Source organism: Gordonia gummivorans (assembly GCF_022513585.1).
Classification (GTDB): Bacteria; Actinomycetota; Actinomycetes; order Mycobacteriales; family Mycobacteriaceae; genus Gordonia.
Map to the genome: position 1 here is coordinate 65,222 of NZ_JAKWBF010000001.1, position 17,153 is coordinate 82,374.

At 65.4% G+C, this 17,153-nt stretch carries 14 protein-coding genes; 4 read left to right on the top strand and 10 right to left on the bottom strand.

Annotated elements, in window-relative coordinates; genetic code table 11:
• The first annotated feature begins 5 nt into the window (after positions 1-5).
• A complete protein-coding gene (locus MKW15_RS00280; protein ID WP_240855005.1) occupies positions 6-884 on the top strand; it encodes an LLM class flavin-dependent oxidoreductase in 879 nt (292 codons plus the stop codon).
• Here MKW15_RS00280 and MKW15_RS00285 read toward each other — a convergent pair.
• The 3 genes from MKW15_RS00285 to ku are packed head-to-tail and all read right to left on the bottom strand — an operon-like array spanning position 853 to position 3,856.
• Entirely contained in the window at positions 853-1,473 is a 621-nt protein-coding gene (locus MKW15_RS00285; protein ID WP_240855006.1) for a LysE/ArgO family amino acid transporter, read from the bottom strand. The two genes, MKW15_RS00280 and MKW15_RS00285, sit on opposite strands and share 32 nt — an antisense overlap.
• A gap of 48 nt (positions 1,474-1,521) precedes the next feature.
• Positions 1,522-2,883 carry an MFS transporter gene (locus MKW15_RS00290; RefSeq protein ID WP_240855007.1) on the bottom strand — a complete coding sequence of 454 codons (1,362 nt, stop codon included), beginning with the start codon at positions 2,881-2,883 and terminating at the stop codon, positions 1,522-1,524.
• Between the two features lie 46 nt (positions 2,884-2,929).
• A complete protein-coding gene (ku, locus tag MKW15_RS00295; protein ID WP_240855012.1) occupies positions 2,930-3,856 on the bottom strand; it encodes a non-homologous end joining protein Ku in 927 nt (308 codons plus the stop codon).
• Between the two features lie 88 nt (positions 3,857-3,944).
• Between ku and MKW15_RS00300 the strand changes: the two genes are divergently transcribed.
• The 3 genes from MKW15_RS00300 to MKW15_RS00310 all read left to right on the top strand — a co-directional run bounded on the left by MKW15_RS00300 (position 3,945) and on the right by MKW15_RS00310 (position 8,103).
• Positions 3,945-6,470, top strand: a complete 2,526-nt coding sequence (locus tag MKW15_RS00300) for an ATP-dependent DNA ligase (protein ID WP_240855014.1) — start codon at positions 3,945-3,947, stop codon at positions 6,468-6,470.
• 45 nt (positions 6,471-6,515) lie between these two features.
• Positions 6,516-7,277, top strand: coding sequence for a dienelactone hydrolase family protein (locus MKW15_RS00305; protein WP_240855016.1), 762 nt, complete (start codon positions 6,516-6,518; stop codon positions 7,275-7,277).
• Between the two features lie 85 nt (positions 7,278-7,362).
• Complete coding sequence (locus MKW15_RS00310) at positions 7,363-8,103, top strand: metallophosphoesterase (protein WP_240855017.1); 741 nt, start codon at positions 7,363-7,365, stop codon at positions 8,101-8,103.
• A gap of 6 nt (positions 8,104-8,109) precedes the next feature.
• On the opposite strand, the gene MKW15_RS00315 is transcribed toward MKW15_RS00310, so the two are convergent.
• From MKW15_RS00315 to MKW15_RS00345, 7 genes are all read right to left on the bottom strand, one after another.
• Positions 8,110-10,350: a solute carrier family 23 protein gene (locus MKW15_RS00315; protein ID WP_240855018.1), complete on the bottom strand. Its 2,241-nt coding sequence runs from the start codon at positions 10,348-10,350 to the stop codon at positions 8,110-8,112.
• Positions 10,351-10,664: 314 nt separating this feature from the next.
• On the bottom strand, positions 10,665-11,675 hold the full coding sequence (locus tag MKW15_RS00320; RefSeq protein WP_240855545.1) for a YdcF family protein: 1,011 nt from the start codon (positions 11,673-11,675) through the stop codon (positions 10,665-10,667).
• Positions 11,676-11,808: 133 nt separating this feature from the next.
• On the bottom strand, positions 11,809-12,252 hold the full coding sequence (locus MKW15_RS00325; RefSeq protein WP_240855019.1) for a DoxX family protein: 444 nt from the start codon (positions 12,250-12,252) through the stop codon (positions 11,809-11,811).
• Between the two features lie 69 nt (positions 12,253-12,321).
• The gene (locus MKW15_RS00330; protein ID WP_240855021.1) at positions 12,322-13,836 is read right to left on the bottom strand and encodes an NAD(P)(+) transhydrogenase (Re/Si-specific) subunit beta; all 1,515 of its coding nucleotides are present in this window, start codon (positions 13,834-13,836) and stop codon (positions 12,322-12,324) included.
• A complete protein-coding gene (locus MKW15_RS00335) occupies positions 13,833-14,138 on the bottom strand; it encodes an NAD(P) transhydrogenase subunit alpha part 2 (RefSeq protein WP_240855022.1) in 306 nt (101 codons plus the stop codon). The genes MKW15_RS00330 and MKW15_RS00335 overlap by 4 nt, the downstream gene beginning before the upstream one ends.
• On the bottom strand, positions 14,138-15,226 hold the full coding sequence (locus tag MKW15_RS00340) for a Re/Si-specific NAD(P)(+) transhydrogenase subunit alpha (protein WP_240855024.1): 1,089 nt from the start codon (positions 15,224-15,226) through the stop codon (positions 14,138-14,140). The genes MKW15_RS00335 and MKW15_RS00340 overlap by 1 nt, the downstream gene beginning before the upstream one ends.
• A 233-nt stretch (positions 15,227-15,459) precedes the next feature.
• Positions 15,460-17,034: an alpha/beta hydrolase family protein gene (locus tag MKW15_RS00345; RefSeq protein ID WP_240855025.1), complete on the bottom strand. Its 1,575-nt coding sequence runs from the start codon at positions 17,032-17,034 to the stop codon at positions 15,460-15,462.
• Between the last annotated feature and the right edge of the window lie 119 nt (positions 17,035-17,153).

Sequence of the window (17,153 nt, forward strand, 5' to 3'; positions counted from 1 at the left end):
CGACTGTGCGCCACGGCATCTGCATTCTCCCCGACCAACCGTGGGCCCGGTCGCGGTCGCTCTGGTCGGCGGCCGAGGAGATGGGCTTCGACCACGCCTGGACCTACGACCACCTGGTGTGGGGCGGACTCCCTGAGGCACAGTGGTTCTCGTGCATGCCGACGCTTGCCGCGGCGGCCTCCGTGACCACGTCCATCAAGCTCGGCACGTTCGTCACCTCGCCGAATTTCCGTCACCCGGCAGCGTTTTCGCGTGAGGTGCAAACCCTGCGCGACATCTCCGACGACCGGCTCCTCGTCGGACTCGGGGTCGGCGGAACTCCCGACGATCACATCCTCGGTCAGCCGGAGTTATCGATCGGCCGGCGAGTGGACAGGTTTCAGGAGTTCGTCGGCGTGCTCGACGCGACGCTGCGCGACGACCACGTCACGGTCGACGGCGAGTACTACCGCATCGTGGATATGCGACTGGTCGGCGGGTCCGTCCGCGACCGGGTACCGCTACTCATCGCCGGCAACGGTCCTCGCTCAATACGTTTCGCCGCCCGGCACGGCGACGGCTGGGTGACCACCGGCCGTGGCGCGGACACCCTCGACGAGTGGTTCGAGGACATCGCACGCGGTTGCGACGTCCTACAGGAAGCCCGTGCGGACATCGGCGACGCAGGAGACTTCGACGCCTACCTGAGCCTGGACTCCTCCCCGCGGAATTCGCTGGAAAGCATCGGCCTGTTCGACGAGATGGTCGGCCGCGCAGACGAACTCGGCTTCACCGACGTCGTGGTGCACTGGCCGCGGGACGAGGAGCCCTATCGCGCGTCGGTTGATGTTCTCGAGGCAGTCGCCGCCCGCTTCACACCGACGCGATCAACAACCCGCCCATGATCAGCATGACCACCGCGACCACGCCGTCGAGGATCTTCCACGAGCGTGGCTTGGAGAACACCCGCGACAACCGGCCCGCGCCGTGCCCGAGCGCGGTGAACCACAGGAAGCTTGCCGCGCAGGCACCGATCGCGAACGCCCACTTGCCATTTCCGTGACTCGACGCGATGGCTCCCATGGTGAGCACGGTGTCGAGATAGACGTGTGGGTTCAGCCAGGTGAGCGCCAGCGCGGTGGCAATCGCAGCCCAACGGCTCGTCGTCCCCGCTTCTCCGGCGTTGATGGCGATTGCCTCGTCGCTACGTAGGCATCGCTTCGCTGCAAGCAGTCCGAGAACGACGATGTATGCGCCGCCGGCGAGCTTGGCGAAGGTCACCACCCCGGGATGCGCCGCGACGAGCGCACCCAATCCCGCGACACCGGCCACGATCAGAATCACGTCGGAGAGCGCGCACACCGCCACGACGGCGGCGGTATGCGAACGTCGTACCCCCTGCTGGAGCAAGAAGATGTTCTGCGGTCCGATCGCGATGATCAGACCGGCGCCGGTCAGCAGGCCGGCAAGCGCCGGAGTCAGGAAGGGGGTCACGACTCTCCACGCTAAGAGCAGCGCGATGTACAGTCCAACGAATCTTTCTCACGAATCATTAGTTGAACTGAAGAGTCCTAGTGGCCGCTCGACGACCGGCGGCACAGGATCCGCGGCAACGGTCACCACGTCGGTGATCGGATGCGCCACTTCGTCCCGCCAGAGTCGGGCCGCCAGATAGAAGGCGAGAGCCACGGGCACCGGCAGCAGGCCGGCGAGGATGAACGTCGTCGTCAGTCCGAGGTAATGGCTGAGCGGCGCGGCGATCGCCATCGAGACCGGCATCAGCGCAATCGAGACGAAGAAGTCCAGGCTCGCCACGCGGCCGAGAATCGCGGGCGGCACGCGACGCTGGAGCAGAGTGCCCCACAGCACCATCGGGCCGTCGAACAGAACGCCCATCGCGAAGCCGGCGAGGACGAACATCCACGTCGCATCCGCGAGACCCATCAGCACCAACGGCACGCTGGAGAATCCCCAGATCGAGAACATGACCGTCAGATATCGCCGGGGCATGCGGATCGAGGCAAAGACGAGCGATGCAGAGGCAGCACCCGCACCGAAGCCGGCCAGCACCAGCGCGTGATCCGACGCCCCGCCGTGCACGCGCTCCTGCAGAGCGAACGGAACGAGCACCTCGATCGGCCCCATCGTCGCCAAGACCAGCACGCACGCGAAGAACAGCGTCGCCCACAACCACGGCGTGCGCCAGAGGTAAGCGAACCCCTCCGCGACATCGGTCACCGCGGTGCGAATCGGATTCCCGCGAAGCGGCTCACCCCCATCGGAATCCGACCGGCGCAGCGCCACCGGATCCATGCGGACGTAGAAGAGCGCCGACACGATGGAACCGGCAGCGGCCAGTACCACCGCCGGACCGGGCGCCGCGGCGGCGATGACCGCACCGGCGATCATCGGCCCGACCGCCTGGAACACCACCGGACGCAGAAACCCTTCAATTCCATTGGCAGCCTGCAACTCCGACGGCTCTACGATGCTGGGAAGCAACGCCGAGTACGCCGGGTAGTACATGCCGATCGTGACGCCACCGAGGATCGCGGCCGCCACCACATGCCACAGCGACAGCACACCCAGAATCGACGCCAACCCGATCAGGCCGAAGACGATCATCTTGACCGTCTCGAGACCGATCATGATGACTCGCTGCGAAACCCGATCGGCGAGAACGCCTCCGGCCAATGTGGACACGAGCATCCCGACCGCCGATGCGCCGGTGGCCAGCGACACCTGAGCGGGTCCGCCGCCCAACTCGATGACCTGCCACACCACCGCGATCGTCCACACACCGTCGGCGAACATCGCGAGCACCAGACCGCTCAAGAGCAGCCGGTACTGACGCCGTGCAAACGGCATCAGTGCACGCGGCAATCGGCGCTCGGCGGTGGTCATCCTTCGAGGATGCCCGATCGCAGCCCGCCGCTGCCAGCGGTTTTACTCAGCTCGCCTTGCGCGGAGCCTTCTTCGCCGCGGCCTTCTTGGCGGGCGCCTTCTTGGCAGCGGCCTTCTTGGCAGGCGCCTTCTTCGCGGCCGCCTTCTTGGCCGGAGCCTTCTTTGCCGGGGCCTTGTCGTCCGCCGAGTCCTCGGGCCCGCGGTCCTTCACCGACGCGCGCAGCGCCGCCAGCAGATCGGCCACCTCGGAGTCCTCGTCGACGGTGTCCTCTGCTTCGGTCTCGGGGAATGCCTCGGATCCGTCGGCCTTGGCCTCGATGAGTTTGGACAGTTCCACCTGGTAGGTGTCCTCGAATTCACCCGGATCGTAATCCTTGGCCATCGTCTCGATCAGCGACGACGCCATCTTCAGCTCTTGGTCGTGGATCGTGATGTCGTCGTCGAGGAAGCCGAAATCGGGCTTGCGAACCTCGTCGGGCCACAGCAGGGTCTGCAGTGTCATCACGCCGTCGACGACGCGCAGCGCTGCCATCCGGGTGCGGTTGCGCAAGGTGAACGACGTGATCGCGAGTCGCTCGGTTTCCTCGAGCGCCTTGGCCAGCAACGCGTAGGCCTTCGGTGATTTCGACGACGGCTCCAGGTAGTAGGGCTTGTCGAAATAGATGGGATCGACCTGGTCAACCGGCACGAATTCGAGAATCGAGATCTCCGGGCTCTTCTGTACCGGCAGCGTCGCGAGGTCGTCTTTGGTGAGGATCACGGTCTCGCCGGAGTCGGTCTCGTAGGCGTTGGCGATGTCGCCGTAGTCGACCTCGGTGTCGGTGCCCTCCCGCACGCGCCGATAGCGGATTCGGGTTCCGTCCTTCGAATCCACCTGGAACGACTTGCGGTCGTGGCTTTCCGTCGCCGAGTACACCTTGACCGGAACGTTCACCAGGCCAAAGCTCAGATCGCCCTTCCAGATCGAGCGCATGGGGCCATTGTGCCACCTGAGACGCCATCGCGGCAGCGATGACCCTGGAGATGACGTCACCGGCCGCGCCGCAGTGGACAATGGATGCATGGCGACCGGCGGAACCCATCTCGACGTCGACGGCCACCGGATTTCCATCACCAACCTCACCAAGGTGCTGTATCCGGCTACGGGCACGCGGAAGTTCGAGGTCATCGACTACTACTCGCGGATCGCCGACGTCATGCTGCCCCACCTCGCCGGGCGGCTGATCACCCGCAAGCGGTGGCCGGGCGGCGTGGAGTCGACGCCCTTCTTCGAAAAGGACCTGCCAGAGAGCGCACCCGACTGGATCACCCGGTACGGCATCGAGCACAGCGAACGGGTGATCACCTACGCGGTCGCCGACTCGCGCGCAACGCTCGTATGGCTGGCGCAGATGGCGGCGCTGGAACTGCACGCTCATCAGTGGCGTCTTCCGATCGGGCCCGACGGCCCCAAGGCCAACCGCATGGTCCTCGACCTCGACCCCGGGCCCGACGTTGCGCTGAGCGACTGCGCCCAGGTCGCCCGCGAGATCCGCGACCTCCTCGCCGACGCAGGCATGTCTACCTACCCGGTCACCAGCGGCGGCAAGGGCATTCACGTCTACGCACGGCTCCCGCGGCCGGTGACGCCGGACGCGGCGCGCACGCTGGCCAAGGAGATCGCCACCCGACTGGCCCGCGAGCACCCCGAGCGCGTCACCGCGACGATGGCGAAAACCCAACGCGAACAACGCATATTCATCGACTGGAGTCAGAACAGCGGCTCCAAGACCACGCTGTCGCCGTACTCGCTGCGCGGGCGCGCACAACCCTGGGTCGCCGCCCCGCGGACGTGGGACGAACTCGAGGATCCCGACCTCGCGCAACTGCTCTATACCGACGTCCTCGACCGCATCGAATCCGACGGCGACCTGCTCGGCGATCTCGACGACGACTATGCGGAGCCACGTCCCGCTGATCGATCTCGACACGACGCCTCGCTCCGCTCGGGGTCGGCTCGATCCGGCGGAGCCGACACCGAGCCCCCACCCGCTGATCGATCTCGACACGACGCCTCGCTCCGCTCGGGGTCGGCTCGATCCGGCGGAGCCGACACCGAGCCCCCTGGGGCGAGGCGTCGTGTCGAGATCACTCCACCAGCTACCGACACACAGGTCGTCAACCTCCGCGAGTACAAGCGAAAGCGCAACGCGGCCAAGACTCCCGAGCCGTTCGGCGACGAGAACCACCGCAGCCGTGCGGAAGACACCGTCGACGAGTCCCGACCACCCGGTCCGATCTTCGTCATCCAGGAACACCACGCACGCCGTCTGCACTACGACTTCCGCCTCGAACACGACGGCGTGCTGGTGTCGTGGGCGGTGCCGAAGAATCTGCCGACCGATCCCGACCAGAACCGGCTGGCCGTGCAGACCGAGGACCACCCGATGGACTACGCCGACTTCGAGGGCGACATCCCTTCGGGTGAATATGGTGGCGGCCACGTATCTATTTGGGACAAAGGAACATTCACCACCGAGAAGTGGCGCGACAAGGAGATCATCGTCCGCCTCGACGGCGAGCGGGTGCAGGGCCGCTACGCGCTGATCAAGACCGGCGACAAGAACTGGCTCGCCCATCTGATGAGCGACGAACCCCGCCCGATCGTGCCGGACAGCCTCACCGATCCACGTCCGATGCTGGCCACCGACGAGTCGATCGACGGCCTGTCCGGCGCAGACTGGGCGTTCGAGGGGAAATGGGACGGATATCGAATCCTGTTGCGCTACATCAATGGTGAGCTGAAACTGACGTCGCGCTCAGGCATCGACATGACCCGCGACTTCCCCGAACTCGCATCCGTCACCGACGATCTCGGCCTACTCGACGTGGTCCTCGACGGCGAGGTGGTGGCCCTCGACTCGACCGGCCGCACCAACTTCACGCTGCTCACCTCTCGCAACAACACAGACGAACCCCTGACACTCAAGCTGTACCTGTTCGACATCCTCTACCTCAACGGTTCGTCGCTCCTGCGTCGCACGTGGGAGCAACGCCGCGAACTGCTCGACGAACTGGCGCCCGCCTTCCGCCGTTCGACCCACGTCGAGATTCCCGCCCTGTTGCCGGGCCCGGGCCGGGCGGCGGCCGAGTACAGCCGCGAACACAACATGGAAGGCGTTGTCGCCAAACGTCGATCGTCGATCTACCAACAGGGACGACGATCCACGTCGTGGCTCAAACACAAGAACTGGAGCGACATCGAGGTCGTCGTCGGCGGCTGGCGACCGGGACGCGGTTCGCGCGCGAACACCATCGGATCGCTCCTCCTGGGACTGCCCGAGGAGACCGGACTTCGGTACGTCGGGCGGGTGGGTACCGGTTTCACCGACGCCGCGTTGAGTTCACTCGCGGCCGAACTCGAGCCGCTGCAGATCTCCCGTTCGCCGTTCCTGGACAAGCTCGACCGTCCCGTCGCGTCGACCGCAATCTGGGTACTGCCCAAGATCGTCGGCGAGGTTCGGTTCATGGACTGGACCAGCACGGGGCACCTCCGACATCCGAGTTGGCGCGGAATCCGCCACGACAAGCTGCCCGGAGATCTGTGAACCACGCACGACACCACCGCCCGAGATCGACGAGAGGACCACGCAATGCCCGGTGAGAACATCGTGATCGCCGCCGCCGACGGGGATGCCGAGGCCTACGTCGCCCGCCCGGACGACGACGGCCCACACCCCGGGGTGTTGTTCCTGACCGACGCGATCGGGTTACGTCCGCACACCCGGGCCATGGCCGACCGAATAGCGTCCTGGGGGTACGTCGTGCTGGCGCCCAACGTGTTCTACCGCAACGGCACCGCCGAGGAAGTGGCCCCCGCCTACGACCTTCTCCTCCCCGAGGACCGGGCCGCCTTCATGAAGGTGGCGATGGGGCGGGTGCGGACGCTGACCGATGACGTCGTGATACCGGACCTCACCCGCTACCTCGACGCGCTCGCCGCGCTGCCGGACGTGTCGGGTTCACACATCGGCGTCACGGGCTACTGCATGGGCGGCAGGCTGGCCCTGCTCGCCGCGCGTACCCGGCCGGAGCAGGTCTCGGCCGTCGGCATGTTCCACACCGGTCGGCTGGTGACCGAAGACTCATCGAGCCCACACCTGCACATGGCCGGCATCGACGCGTTTGTGCTCGCGATCCACGCCGACAACGACCGGTCGCTGCCCGCGACCGCCGTCGCGCAGTTCGAACATGCGCTGATCTCCAGCGGTGTCACACATCACGCGACCGTCTATCCCGGCGCAGCACACGGATACACCATGGCCGACACCGCGGACTATCACCACGCAGCGGCCGAGCACCACTACGACGAACTCGAAGCTCTGTTCGCGCGGACTTTGACACCGCACCACTGAACCGCGACTCACGCCCACCCTCGCCTCACCTCCACCGTCCGACGCGGCTAGCCTTCATGGGAGTCAGTGACGTACAGGAGTACCCGTGTTCGTTGTCGCCCACATCAGCGACCTTCATTTCAATGGCACGCGGTTCAACCGCAGCCGCATCGAGTCGACGCTGAGTTATATCAACGCGCGCGCCGACGGCATCGATGTGCTGCTCGTCACCGGAGACATCGCCGACGAGGGCAGCCCCAGTGAGTACCGCGAGGCCTTCCTCGTCCTCGACAGCCCGCTGCCCATGCTCATCACCGCGGGCAACCACGACATCCGCGAGAACTTCAGCGCCGCGCTCCTGAAGGAGGAGACGTCGTCGCCGATCAACTGGTCGGAGACCATCGACGACGTCCTCTTCATCATCGCCGACAGTTCCATCCCTGGACGCAACGACGGCTACCTGTCCGACGACACCCTCGCCTGGATGTCCGAGGAGATCACTCGCCACGGTGCCGACAATCCCGTGTTCATCGCGTTTCATCACCCACCGGCCAAGCTCTCGATGCCGTTCATGGACTCGATCCGTCAGACCGGCGAGGATCGGCTCGCGGCCATGGTGGAGCGCCATCCCAACGTCGTTGCTTTCCTGTGCGGACACGCGCACACACCGGCCGTCACGCACTTCGCGGGGCGTCCGCTGTGTATCGCGCCGGGTGTCGCGTCGACCCTGAATCTCCCGTTCGAGGGCACCGAGATCGTCAACCGCGGTCAGCCGCCGGGAATCGCCTTCCACATCCTCGACGACGACGGGCGACTCGTCACCCACTTCCGTTCGGTCATGTTCTGAAGATCCTCACGAAGTGACCAGAGCGTCCGCGTTGCGTCCCACCGGACGGATCGTCGTGGTGGTCACCTCGTAGACCCGTGCGGTCTCGATGTCGAAGAACATGCCGACGATCCGCAACGTCGACTCGGCCGCAGCGCGACCCACCATCGGATGCCTGCTCAGCGTCTCGACCTGCTTGGCCACGTTCACCACTGACAGCTGATCCACTTCGCCGAAGCCCAGATCGGCAGCCGCGCGGCCGGCCGGATGCCCCAACTGGTACGCCATCACACTCGGCCGTCCGTGCCGCAACCACCGGCGCACCGGACCGACATCGTTGTCCGAGTCGTCGTCGGTGATGAGCGCGTGCATCGCTCCGCAGGACGAATGTCCGCACACCACAACCGAAGTCACACCCAATTCGCCGACCGCGAACTCCAGCGCGGCCTGGACGGAATCGTCCGACGAGTCGATCGGCGGAACGAGATTGCCGACGTTGCGAACGGTGAACAGGTCACCCGGACCGCTGGCGGTGATCACATTCGGCAACAGCCGGGAGTCGGCACAGGTCAGGAAGAGTGCATCCGGATCCTGACTGCTGACGACGTCGGACATGTTGGCGCGCAGCGCTTCTGCATGATTCTGGTGGTACTCGTCGACGCCGCCGATGATCGAGCGCAACGACGGCGGCCGGGTGTCGGCTTCCGCGTCGATGTTGGCGGGACGCTTGCGCCACGGGGTGAGGCCGGCGAATCCCATCGTGTGCCGACGCGGAGGACGCCGCGGCGCATCGGCCAACCGCGCCTTGCCCTTCTCCACGACATGCACGCTTCCGCCACCCGCCTCGTGCGCCCACCGGAAGTCCTCGAGCATCTCCGACGCCGCGTGGTCGAGGAAGTCGGTGTCGAGTTCCAGGGTGACGTGGGCTTCGTCGGGAACAGCGTTCAGGGCCTTGTTGAGTTTCGGGAGGGCCAGGAAGCTCAGCGAGCCGTGCACGCGCACCAGCCATTGTCGAGATCGATTGGTACCCAGCGTCTCCGAGGTGATCTCGGCGCGTACCACCCGCCACACCACCATTGCGACGGCGAGCGCCAGACCGATCGCGACACCTTCGAGCAAGTTGAGGAACACGACGCCGAGCACGGTCACCGCGTAGACCCACAGGTCACCGGTTCGCAGTGCGGTCTTCATGTGCGCGAGCTTCACCAACTGGAGTCCGATGACCACCAGCAGGCCCGCCAGCGCGGCGGTGGGGATCTGCTCCACGAGGCCGGTCAGGAACACCGCGAAGACCAGCACCCAGACGCCGTGCATGATGGCCGACCAGCGCGTCCTGGCCCCGGTCGCGACATTGGTTGAGCTACGGACGATCACGCCGGTCACGGGCAGACCGCCGAGCATTCCCGAGGCAATGTTGGCGCTGCCCTGGCCGAGCAGTTCACGGTTGAGATCGCTGCGGGCGCCGGTGTGCATCTTGTCCACCGCGACCGCAGACAGCAGCGACTCCACACTCGCGATCAACGCGACGGTCAGGACGCCCATGACCACGGCTCCCCAATTCCCGCTGGGCAATTCGGGAAGGGCGATCGCCTCGAAGAAGTTGCCGTCGATGGCGATCTTCTCCACGTCGAGTGAGAAGAACAGCGCCACCAGGGTCGCACCGACCACAGCCACCAACGGACCCGGCAGCTTGCGCACCTTGGGCGGCATCAACGGCCAACTCAGCATCACCGCGATCACGATCACGCCGACGAGAGCGTCCGCCCAGGCCACGTGGGCGACCTGACCGGGCAGTTCGCTGAGGTTCTCCCACGCACTGCTCGCCGAACTGCCGCCGAGCAGCACGTGAATCTGCTGCAGTGCGATGGTGATGCCGATTCCGGCGAGCATCGCATGCACGACGACCGGTGCGATCGCGAGCGCCGCACCGGCAATTCGGCTGAGCCCGAACACAATTTGCAGACACCCGGCGCAGACGGTGATGAAGCAGGTCACCTTCCACCCGAAGTTGGCGACCATCTCGGCAACCACCACGGTGAGGCCGGCCGCCGGGCCGGACACCTGCAGTTTGCTACCCCCGATGGCGCCGGCGACGATACCCCCGATCACCGCCGCGATGAGACCGGCAAGCACCGGAGCGTCGGATGCGATGGCAATCCCCAATGACAGGGGGAGCGCGACCAGAAAGACCACGAGCGACGCCGGCAGGTCATACCGGACGTTCTCACGGAATTCCGAAAGGGCTCCCCCGAACCCCTTATTCGACATGACAACGACCGTACGGATGTTTTGTTAACACGGAAAGAACTGGCGAAACGGACATGGTGTGAGATCCGCTCCACATCGCGCGTCGATGTGTCGGCGCTCACTTCCTCGTCGAATGAGATTGAAAGACACTGCACGACACATCAATTGATACGCATGAGTTCATCCGGAGAAGCGCTCCCAGCCAGCCGCCACAAAATCTAGGGGAAGAAGTTTCTCCCCCTACCTTTGGTGTCCTCCCCCAGAAATTTCTCGCGGACGACTACGAAACCCGGGGAAGAAGTTCTTCCCCTAGATTTTTCGAGTCAGGCAACCGGCTACTTCGACGACCCGGTACCCAGCAGCTCGAGGAGTTTGCCACCGATCTCCGGGATCAGTCCCGGCCCGGCGTCGGGGAGGTTTTGTGGGAGCGCCCCGGGCTGACGCGACACCGGGATCTTTGCGGTCCGGGTGGCCTCGACGCGAATCCCGGTCTGCCGCTCCTTGGGTAGCGTTGCGGCGTAACGGGAAAGCTCGGTCGAGGTGGTCAGGGTGCCCACGACGCGCAGCCCGGTCGCCGCGAAATCGGCTGCTGCCCTGCGAATGTGATTGGGCGAGGTGATCAGGATGATGTCCCGGACACCGGTGCGCTGGAGAATGGCCGCGGTGTTCTGGGCGTTGGCGACAGTCGATCCGGACTTGTCCTCGGTGGTGATGCGGCTCGCGTCGACTCCGTTGTCCACCAACCACTTCTGCATGGCGGAAGCCTCGGTGACACCGCTTTTCGGCGCTCCGCCGGTGACCACGATGGGCGCCGTCGTGCTGACCTCGGCCTGAGCCTTGCCCGCTCGCACACGATTCACGAGTTCGGGAGCCATCTTCCCGTTGCCGTTGAGGCCGTATCCGAGGATGACGATCGTCGGCCGGCCCGCGACGGTCTTCGGCGTGGTGTCCGGCACGATCTTGGCGGCCGCCTCCACACCGCTGATGATGTTGCGTGCGATCGTGGCCAGCTGCGGGTTCATCATCGACAGCTTGCTCAGTGCACCTTGCACACCGCTGCTGTCGCCCAGTTGGTCCGACCAGATCGCCTGCAGCGCAATCGCCTCGGCGTCAGCGGGCGCCATACTCACGACTTGCTTCAACGCGGCGAGCCCGCCCGCCACGTCGCCTGCGGCGAATTTCTTCTGCGCGTCGTTGTACATCGACGACGCGTCGAGCGTGGTCGCGACCGGCACCACGTCGTGGTTGCCGAGCACCGGCATCGTGCCGATCACACCGCCACCGATCGCCGCAACAGCAACGGTCGCCGCAGCGGCGAGCTTGAAACGTCGAGTCACCCTGGTCACAGAAGTCACTGGCGTAACAGTAGAGAAGGCGCGCAACGCCACGACACCCGTCCGATCCCAAGTCGATAACGACCCAGTGCAGACAGCAAAGGGCAGGCGACGTTGTGTCGCCTGCCCTTCGAGGCAGCGAAGATCAGGGAGCGCTGGAGCGGATACCCGCAACCCTCAGCAACTCCGGGCGGCGCAAGACCAGGCCGATCCACATGAACACTCCGAGGTAGACGGCGAACAGAGTGGTGGATACCAGGGGCGACTCGATCCGCATGTTCGCGGTGACCGCACCACCGAGGTAAGCCGTGATGCCGAGCGCCCCCAGCACCGCTGTACGCGGAATCGCGTACACCGCAAGGCAAACCAGGAGGACCGTACCCATCACGTAGCTCTGGTCGACGGGAAAGCCGAGGTCGGCCATGCCCTCGACCACCGCGTCGGGCTGGGTCAGCTTGCCCACGATGTCGAAGATGAGGAAGGCGCCGACCAGGACGCTGATGACCACGCCCGTGGTGTGCCGCCAATTGCGTGACTTCGCGGGAGCGTCGTCGTTGATGTTCTGCAGGGTTCCGATGATCGCGTTCATGATGTCCTCCGAGTGAAAGTGGGTGATGCCCATACAGACATCACCCACTCGGAAAACTCATCGGAGCGTCTACAGCGCTTTGAGTTCCTCCACCACGGAGTCGACGGACTTCTTGGCGTCGCCGAACAGCATCGAGGTCTGGTCGGCGAAGAACAGCGGGTTCTCGATACCTGCGTAGCCCGACGACATCGACCGCTTCAGCACGATCACCGACCGCGCCTCGTCGACGTTGAGGATCGGCATGCCGTGGATCGGTGAGCCCGGGTCGTTGCGCGCGGCCGGGTTGGTCACGTCGTTGGCGCCGATCACGATGGCGACGTCGGTGCGGTTGAACTCACCGTTGATGTCGTCCATCTCCTTCATCGCGTCATACGGCACATCCGCTTCTGCCAGAAGCACATTCATGTGTCCGGGCATACGACCGGCGACCGGGTGGATCGCGTACTTGACCTCGACACCCTTGGATTCGAGGATCGACGCCATCTCCTTGACCGCGTGCTGCGCCTGCGCGACCGCAAGACCGTAACCGGGCACGACGATGACCTGGTTGGCGTAGGCCATCTGGATCGCCGCGTCGGCCGACGAGGTGGCCTTGACGGTGCCGCCCGCGCTGCCGGCCGGTCCGCCGCCTGCCGCGTCGTCTCCGCCGAAGGAGCCGAACACGATCGCGGGGATCGAGCGGTTCATGGCCTTGGCCATGAGGTTGGTCAGGATCGAGCCGGACGCGCCGACGATCATGCCGGCCACGATCATCGCCTGGTTGTTCAGCGCGAGGCCGGCGGCCGCGGCCGACAGACCGGTGAGCGCGTTGAGCAGCGAGATCACGACGGGCATGTCGGCGCCGCCGATCGGGAACACCACGAACAGACCCATCAGGCCGGCGATCACCAGTACGGCAACGATCCAGAACCACGGCGTCGCGTCGGTGTTGTCGGCAGACAGACCGATGTAGATGGCGATTGCGACGGCCGCGATGGCCAGCACGATATTGGCGAACTGGAACAGCTTCGCGTTCTTGACGAAGGTCTTCTCGAGCCCCTTCGGCATGATCTCCTGCAGCTTGGCAAACGCCACCAGCGAGCCCCAGAACGAGACCGAACCGATGATGGCCGCGAACAGCGAACCGACGATCACGTGGACGTCGGGCTCGGCGTGCAGGGCGGTGAAGCCGTCGGACTCGATGTACTCGGCCCACGCGATCAGCGCCACGGTGCCGCCACCGACGCCGTTGAACAGCGCGACGAGCTGCGGCATGGCGGTCATCTTGGTCTTCAGTGCGGGCGGAATGCCCAGCACCACACCGATAATCAGACCGGCGACGATGAGGATCCAGTTGATCGCGGGTACACCGTCGACACTCGGCGGGTTGTTGTACACGTACAGCAGGGTCGCGACGATGGCGATTCCCATGCCGACGGCGGCAATCCAGTTGCCGCGCACCGCGGTCTTGGGTCCGGTCAGACCCATCAGGCCGTAGATGAACAGCGAGAACGCGACGATGTAGAGAACCGTCACGCCGTAGCCGAGAGCCTCGTACTTCTCGGTCCCGGCGGCAAGAGCAAGATTGCGGACGTTGCCGTTCACTTGGCGGCCTCCTTCTTACCCTTGAACATGCCGAGCATGCGGTCGGTGACGGCGAAACCGCCCACCACGTTGAGCGTTCCGAACACGAGCGCGACGAACCCGATGATGCGAACTCCCCAGCTCGCGTCTTCGGGCAACGAACCCAGCACCACCAGCGCGCCCAGCACGACGATGCCGTGGATGGCGTTGGTGCCCGACATCAGCGGGGTGTGCAGTGTGTTGGGCACTTTGGAGATCACGGCGAAGCCCACGAACCCGGCCAGAACCAGGATCGCGATGTTCGCCAACAATGGGGTGTACATCAGGCAGTCGCCTCCTTCGCCTCGCGCGTCACGCACGATGCGGCCAGCACCTCGTCGTCGAAATCCGGGGCGATGGCTCCGTTGTCGTCGAGCATCAGCTCGATGAGCGCGAGCAAGTTCTTGGAGTAGAGCTCGCTGGCGTGCTCGGGCATGGTGGCCGGCAGGTTCAGCGGCGAGGTGATCGTGACGTCGTGGCGGACGACGGTCTGCCCCGGCTCGGTCAGCTCACAGTTGCCCCCGGTCTCACCGGCGAGGTCGACGATCACACTGCCCGGCTTCATCCCCTCGACCGCAGCGGCGGTGACGAGGCGCGGTGCCGGGCGTCCGGGCACGAGTGCGGTGGTGATGACGATGTCGAAGCCCTTGATGGCGTCTTCCAGTGCCTTCTGCTGCTGGGCGCGCTCGTCCTCGGTCAGTTCACGCGCGTAACCGCCTTCGCCGGCGGCGTCGATGCCGAGGTCTAGCCACTGCGCGCCGACCGAGCGGACCTGCTCGGCCACCTCGGGCCGGACGTCGTAGCCGGTGGTCCGCGCGCCGAGTCGCTTGGCGGTGGCCAGCGCCTGCAGGCCGGCCACGCCGACGCCCAGAATCAGCGCGGTTGCCGGCTTCACCGTCCCGGCGGCCGTGGTCAGCATCGGGAAGAAGCGGGTCGACAGATCAGCTGCGACGATGACCGACTTGTAGCCGGACACGTTGCCCTGCGAACTGAGCGCGTCCATCACCTGCGCGCGAGAGATGCGCGGAATGGCCTCGACGGCGTAGGCCTCGATGCCCGCGGCCTTCAGCGCACCGATCTGGTTGTCGGCGTTGCGCGGCGCCAGGAAGCCGATCAGCTTCTGACCGCTGCGCAGCTTGCCGATCTCCTCGTCCGACGGCGGCGCGACGCGCAGCACGACGTCGGCCGAATACGGATCGCCGATCGTTGCGCCCGCATCGGTGTACGCCTCGTCGGGGATCAGTGCGCCGAGACCGGCACCCGATTCCACGACGACGGGCACACCCTTGCCCACCAGCGACGCGGCCACCTTGGGAACGAGCGCCACGCGACGCTCACCCTGGGCCGTTTCGCGCACGACACCCACACTCATGTTTCTCACCTTGTCTGGTCCGCAGCGCCGACCCATGCGCTGCGCGGGCGATGCAATGTCGCCCGGCTCACAAAACGTGCGAAGAACATAGCATGCCCTCAGCAAGCGTGACTGACGCAGTCAGATAGGTCACTTACCCCTTGACGAGACGTCCTCCTGGACTTATGGACACATGTCCAGTCTGGTGTCCATGCATTCTGGCGCTGGTCAGCCCAAAACCTGGCTGCGGCCGATCACTCCGTGTCGCCACCGGACGCGTCGTCGTTCGAGTCGTGATCGCCGTCGTTCTCGTGCGAATCGGTGGTCGATTCCGTCTTGTCGCCGTCGGTCTTGTCGCCGTCGGTCTTGTCGCTGTCGGTCTTGTCTCCGCTGTCGGCTTTATCGCCGTCCGTCTTGTCTCCGCTGTCGGCTTTATCGCTGTCGGCCTTGTCGCCGTCAGTCTTGTCGCCGTCAGACTTGTCGCCATCGGTCTTGTCGCCGTCAGCTTTATCGCCGTCGGTCTTGTCGGCGGCATCCGTCCCGTCGTCGGTCGTGTTTGCCGTGGTGTCCGGGCTCTCGACACTTTGCGTTGTTTCGGCGGCGGGCTCGGGTGTGGTTTCCGCGGCGTCGGAGTCGTCACTTTGCCCATCCGTGACGGTGGCGGCGGTTCGAGCGGTGCTGCTGGTCGACACGGCCTGCCAGGCGTCGGGGTTCTGATCGGGGTCGGTGGTCGGGACCGTGAGCCCCAGTGCGTTGTAGATGAGCACCTGGAGTTCGCGTGGCGTGGGCACCGGCTGACCGGCAACGGTGGCCGCTTCACCCGGCACCGGCACCGGCACGAGCGCCGACAGCACCGCATCGAACTCGGGTGGCACCGGTATTCCCATGCCACGCAACATCATTCCCCACGGGTTGCCACCGTCGAGGACGACGTAGGTGGTGTTGTCGACCTTCCACGTCTTGATGACGGTGTACTGGTTGACGTAGTTGCCGTTTGCGCCATGGATGTAAAAGCCGGGCAAGAGATAGAAGGCCGTCTCGAAGGGGTGCGCGAGCGGATTGCCGAGCCCGCAGCCCGAATCGCCGCGCACGCAGTAGGAGATCACCTCGATGTCGCCGGTGGCCGACTCGTCGCGCGGGCCGTTGGTGTAGAGGCCGGGGATGAAGCTGGGGACCACCACTTCGGCGCCGGTGTTGGGGAATCGGGTGTCGGTGCCGAGGAGGACCACGATGTCGCTGTCCGGGATCTGGCCGGACTGATGCAGCAGGTAGGCGGCGTTCCAGGCGACCGGACCGCTCTGCGAATAGCCGTTGAGAATGATCTTCTGCCCGGAGTCTGACGGCCCGTGGGCGGCCAGCGCCGCGTCGATGGTCTTGATCGTGCCGTCGTTCACCGAGTCGTTGTAGGTGGAGTCGCCGACGAGATAAACCGGGTACCCGAGCACAGTGAAACCGAAGGCTGCTGGGTAGTTGACGATCACAAGGTGGCGGGTCTCGTCGAAGTGACCACCTTCGGGTGTGTCGTACATGCCGATGGCGACGGTGCGTCCGTACTGGTCGGCACCGTCGAAGTCGTCGGTTCCGGGGACGAGGATGACGGTCGCGTTGTCGGCGAAGTTGGCCGGCAGCCACGCGGGCCGTTGGCGAATCTGCTCGGGCTGTTGCCACGATGCAGGTACCTCGATCTCCGGCAGGGTCAGCGGGCCGGGCGCCGGGAGCGAAGCGAGCGGGCCGAGTGGCCGACCCAGCGTCGCCGACGACGCGGAACCTGGCGCAAAGAACAGTCCGATGGTGAGGAAGACACTGAAGGACAGCAGAATTCGGCGCACGTAGACCTCGATCTCACGGTGGGGGTGAGCCGAAGTCTACGGTTGTCGAAGCTGATATGTAGAACTGTTAACGATTTCGTTTCTCTGGTTAACGACCCGGTTCAAGTGGGTCGGCCGAC

Excerpts from the sequence above, each read along its gene's own strand:
- MKW15_RS00340 (WP_240855024.1), bottom strand. The coding sequence starts at position 15,226 with ATGAGTGTGGGTGTCGTGCGCGAAACGGCCCAGGGTGAGCGTCGCGTG.
- MKW15_RS00325 (WP_240855019.1), bottom strand. The coding sequence starts at position 12,252 with ATGAACGCGATCATCGGAACCCTGCAGAACATCAACGACGACGCTCCC.
- MKW15_RS00290 (WP_240855007.1), bottom strand. The coding sequence starts at position 2,883 with ATGACCACCGCCGAGCGCCGATTGCCGCGTGCACTGATGCCGTTTGCA.
- MKW15_RS00315 (WP_240855018.1), bottom strand. The coding sequence starts at position 10,350 with ATGTCGAATAAGGGGTTCGGGGGAGCCCTTTCGGAATTCCGTGAGAAC.
- MKW15_RS00300 (WP_240855014.1), top strand. The coding sequence starts at position 3,945 with ATGGCGACCGGCGGAACCCATCTCGACGTCGACGGCCACCGGATTTCC.
- ku (WP_240855012.1), bottom strand. The coding sequence starts at position 3,856 with ATGCGCTCGATCTGGAAGGGCGATCTGAGCTTTGGCCTGGTGAACGTT.
- MKW15_RS00335 (WP_240855022.1), bottom strand. The coding sequence starts at position 14,138 with ATGTACACCCCATTGTTGGCGAACATCGCGATCCTGGTTCTGGCCGGG.
- MKW15_RS00305 (WP_240855016.1), top strand. The coding sequence starts at position 6,516 with ATGCCCGGTGAGAACATCGTGATCGCCGCCGCCGACGGGGATGCCGAG.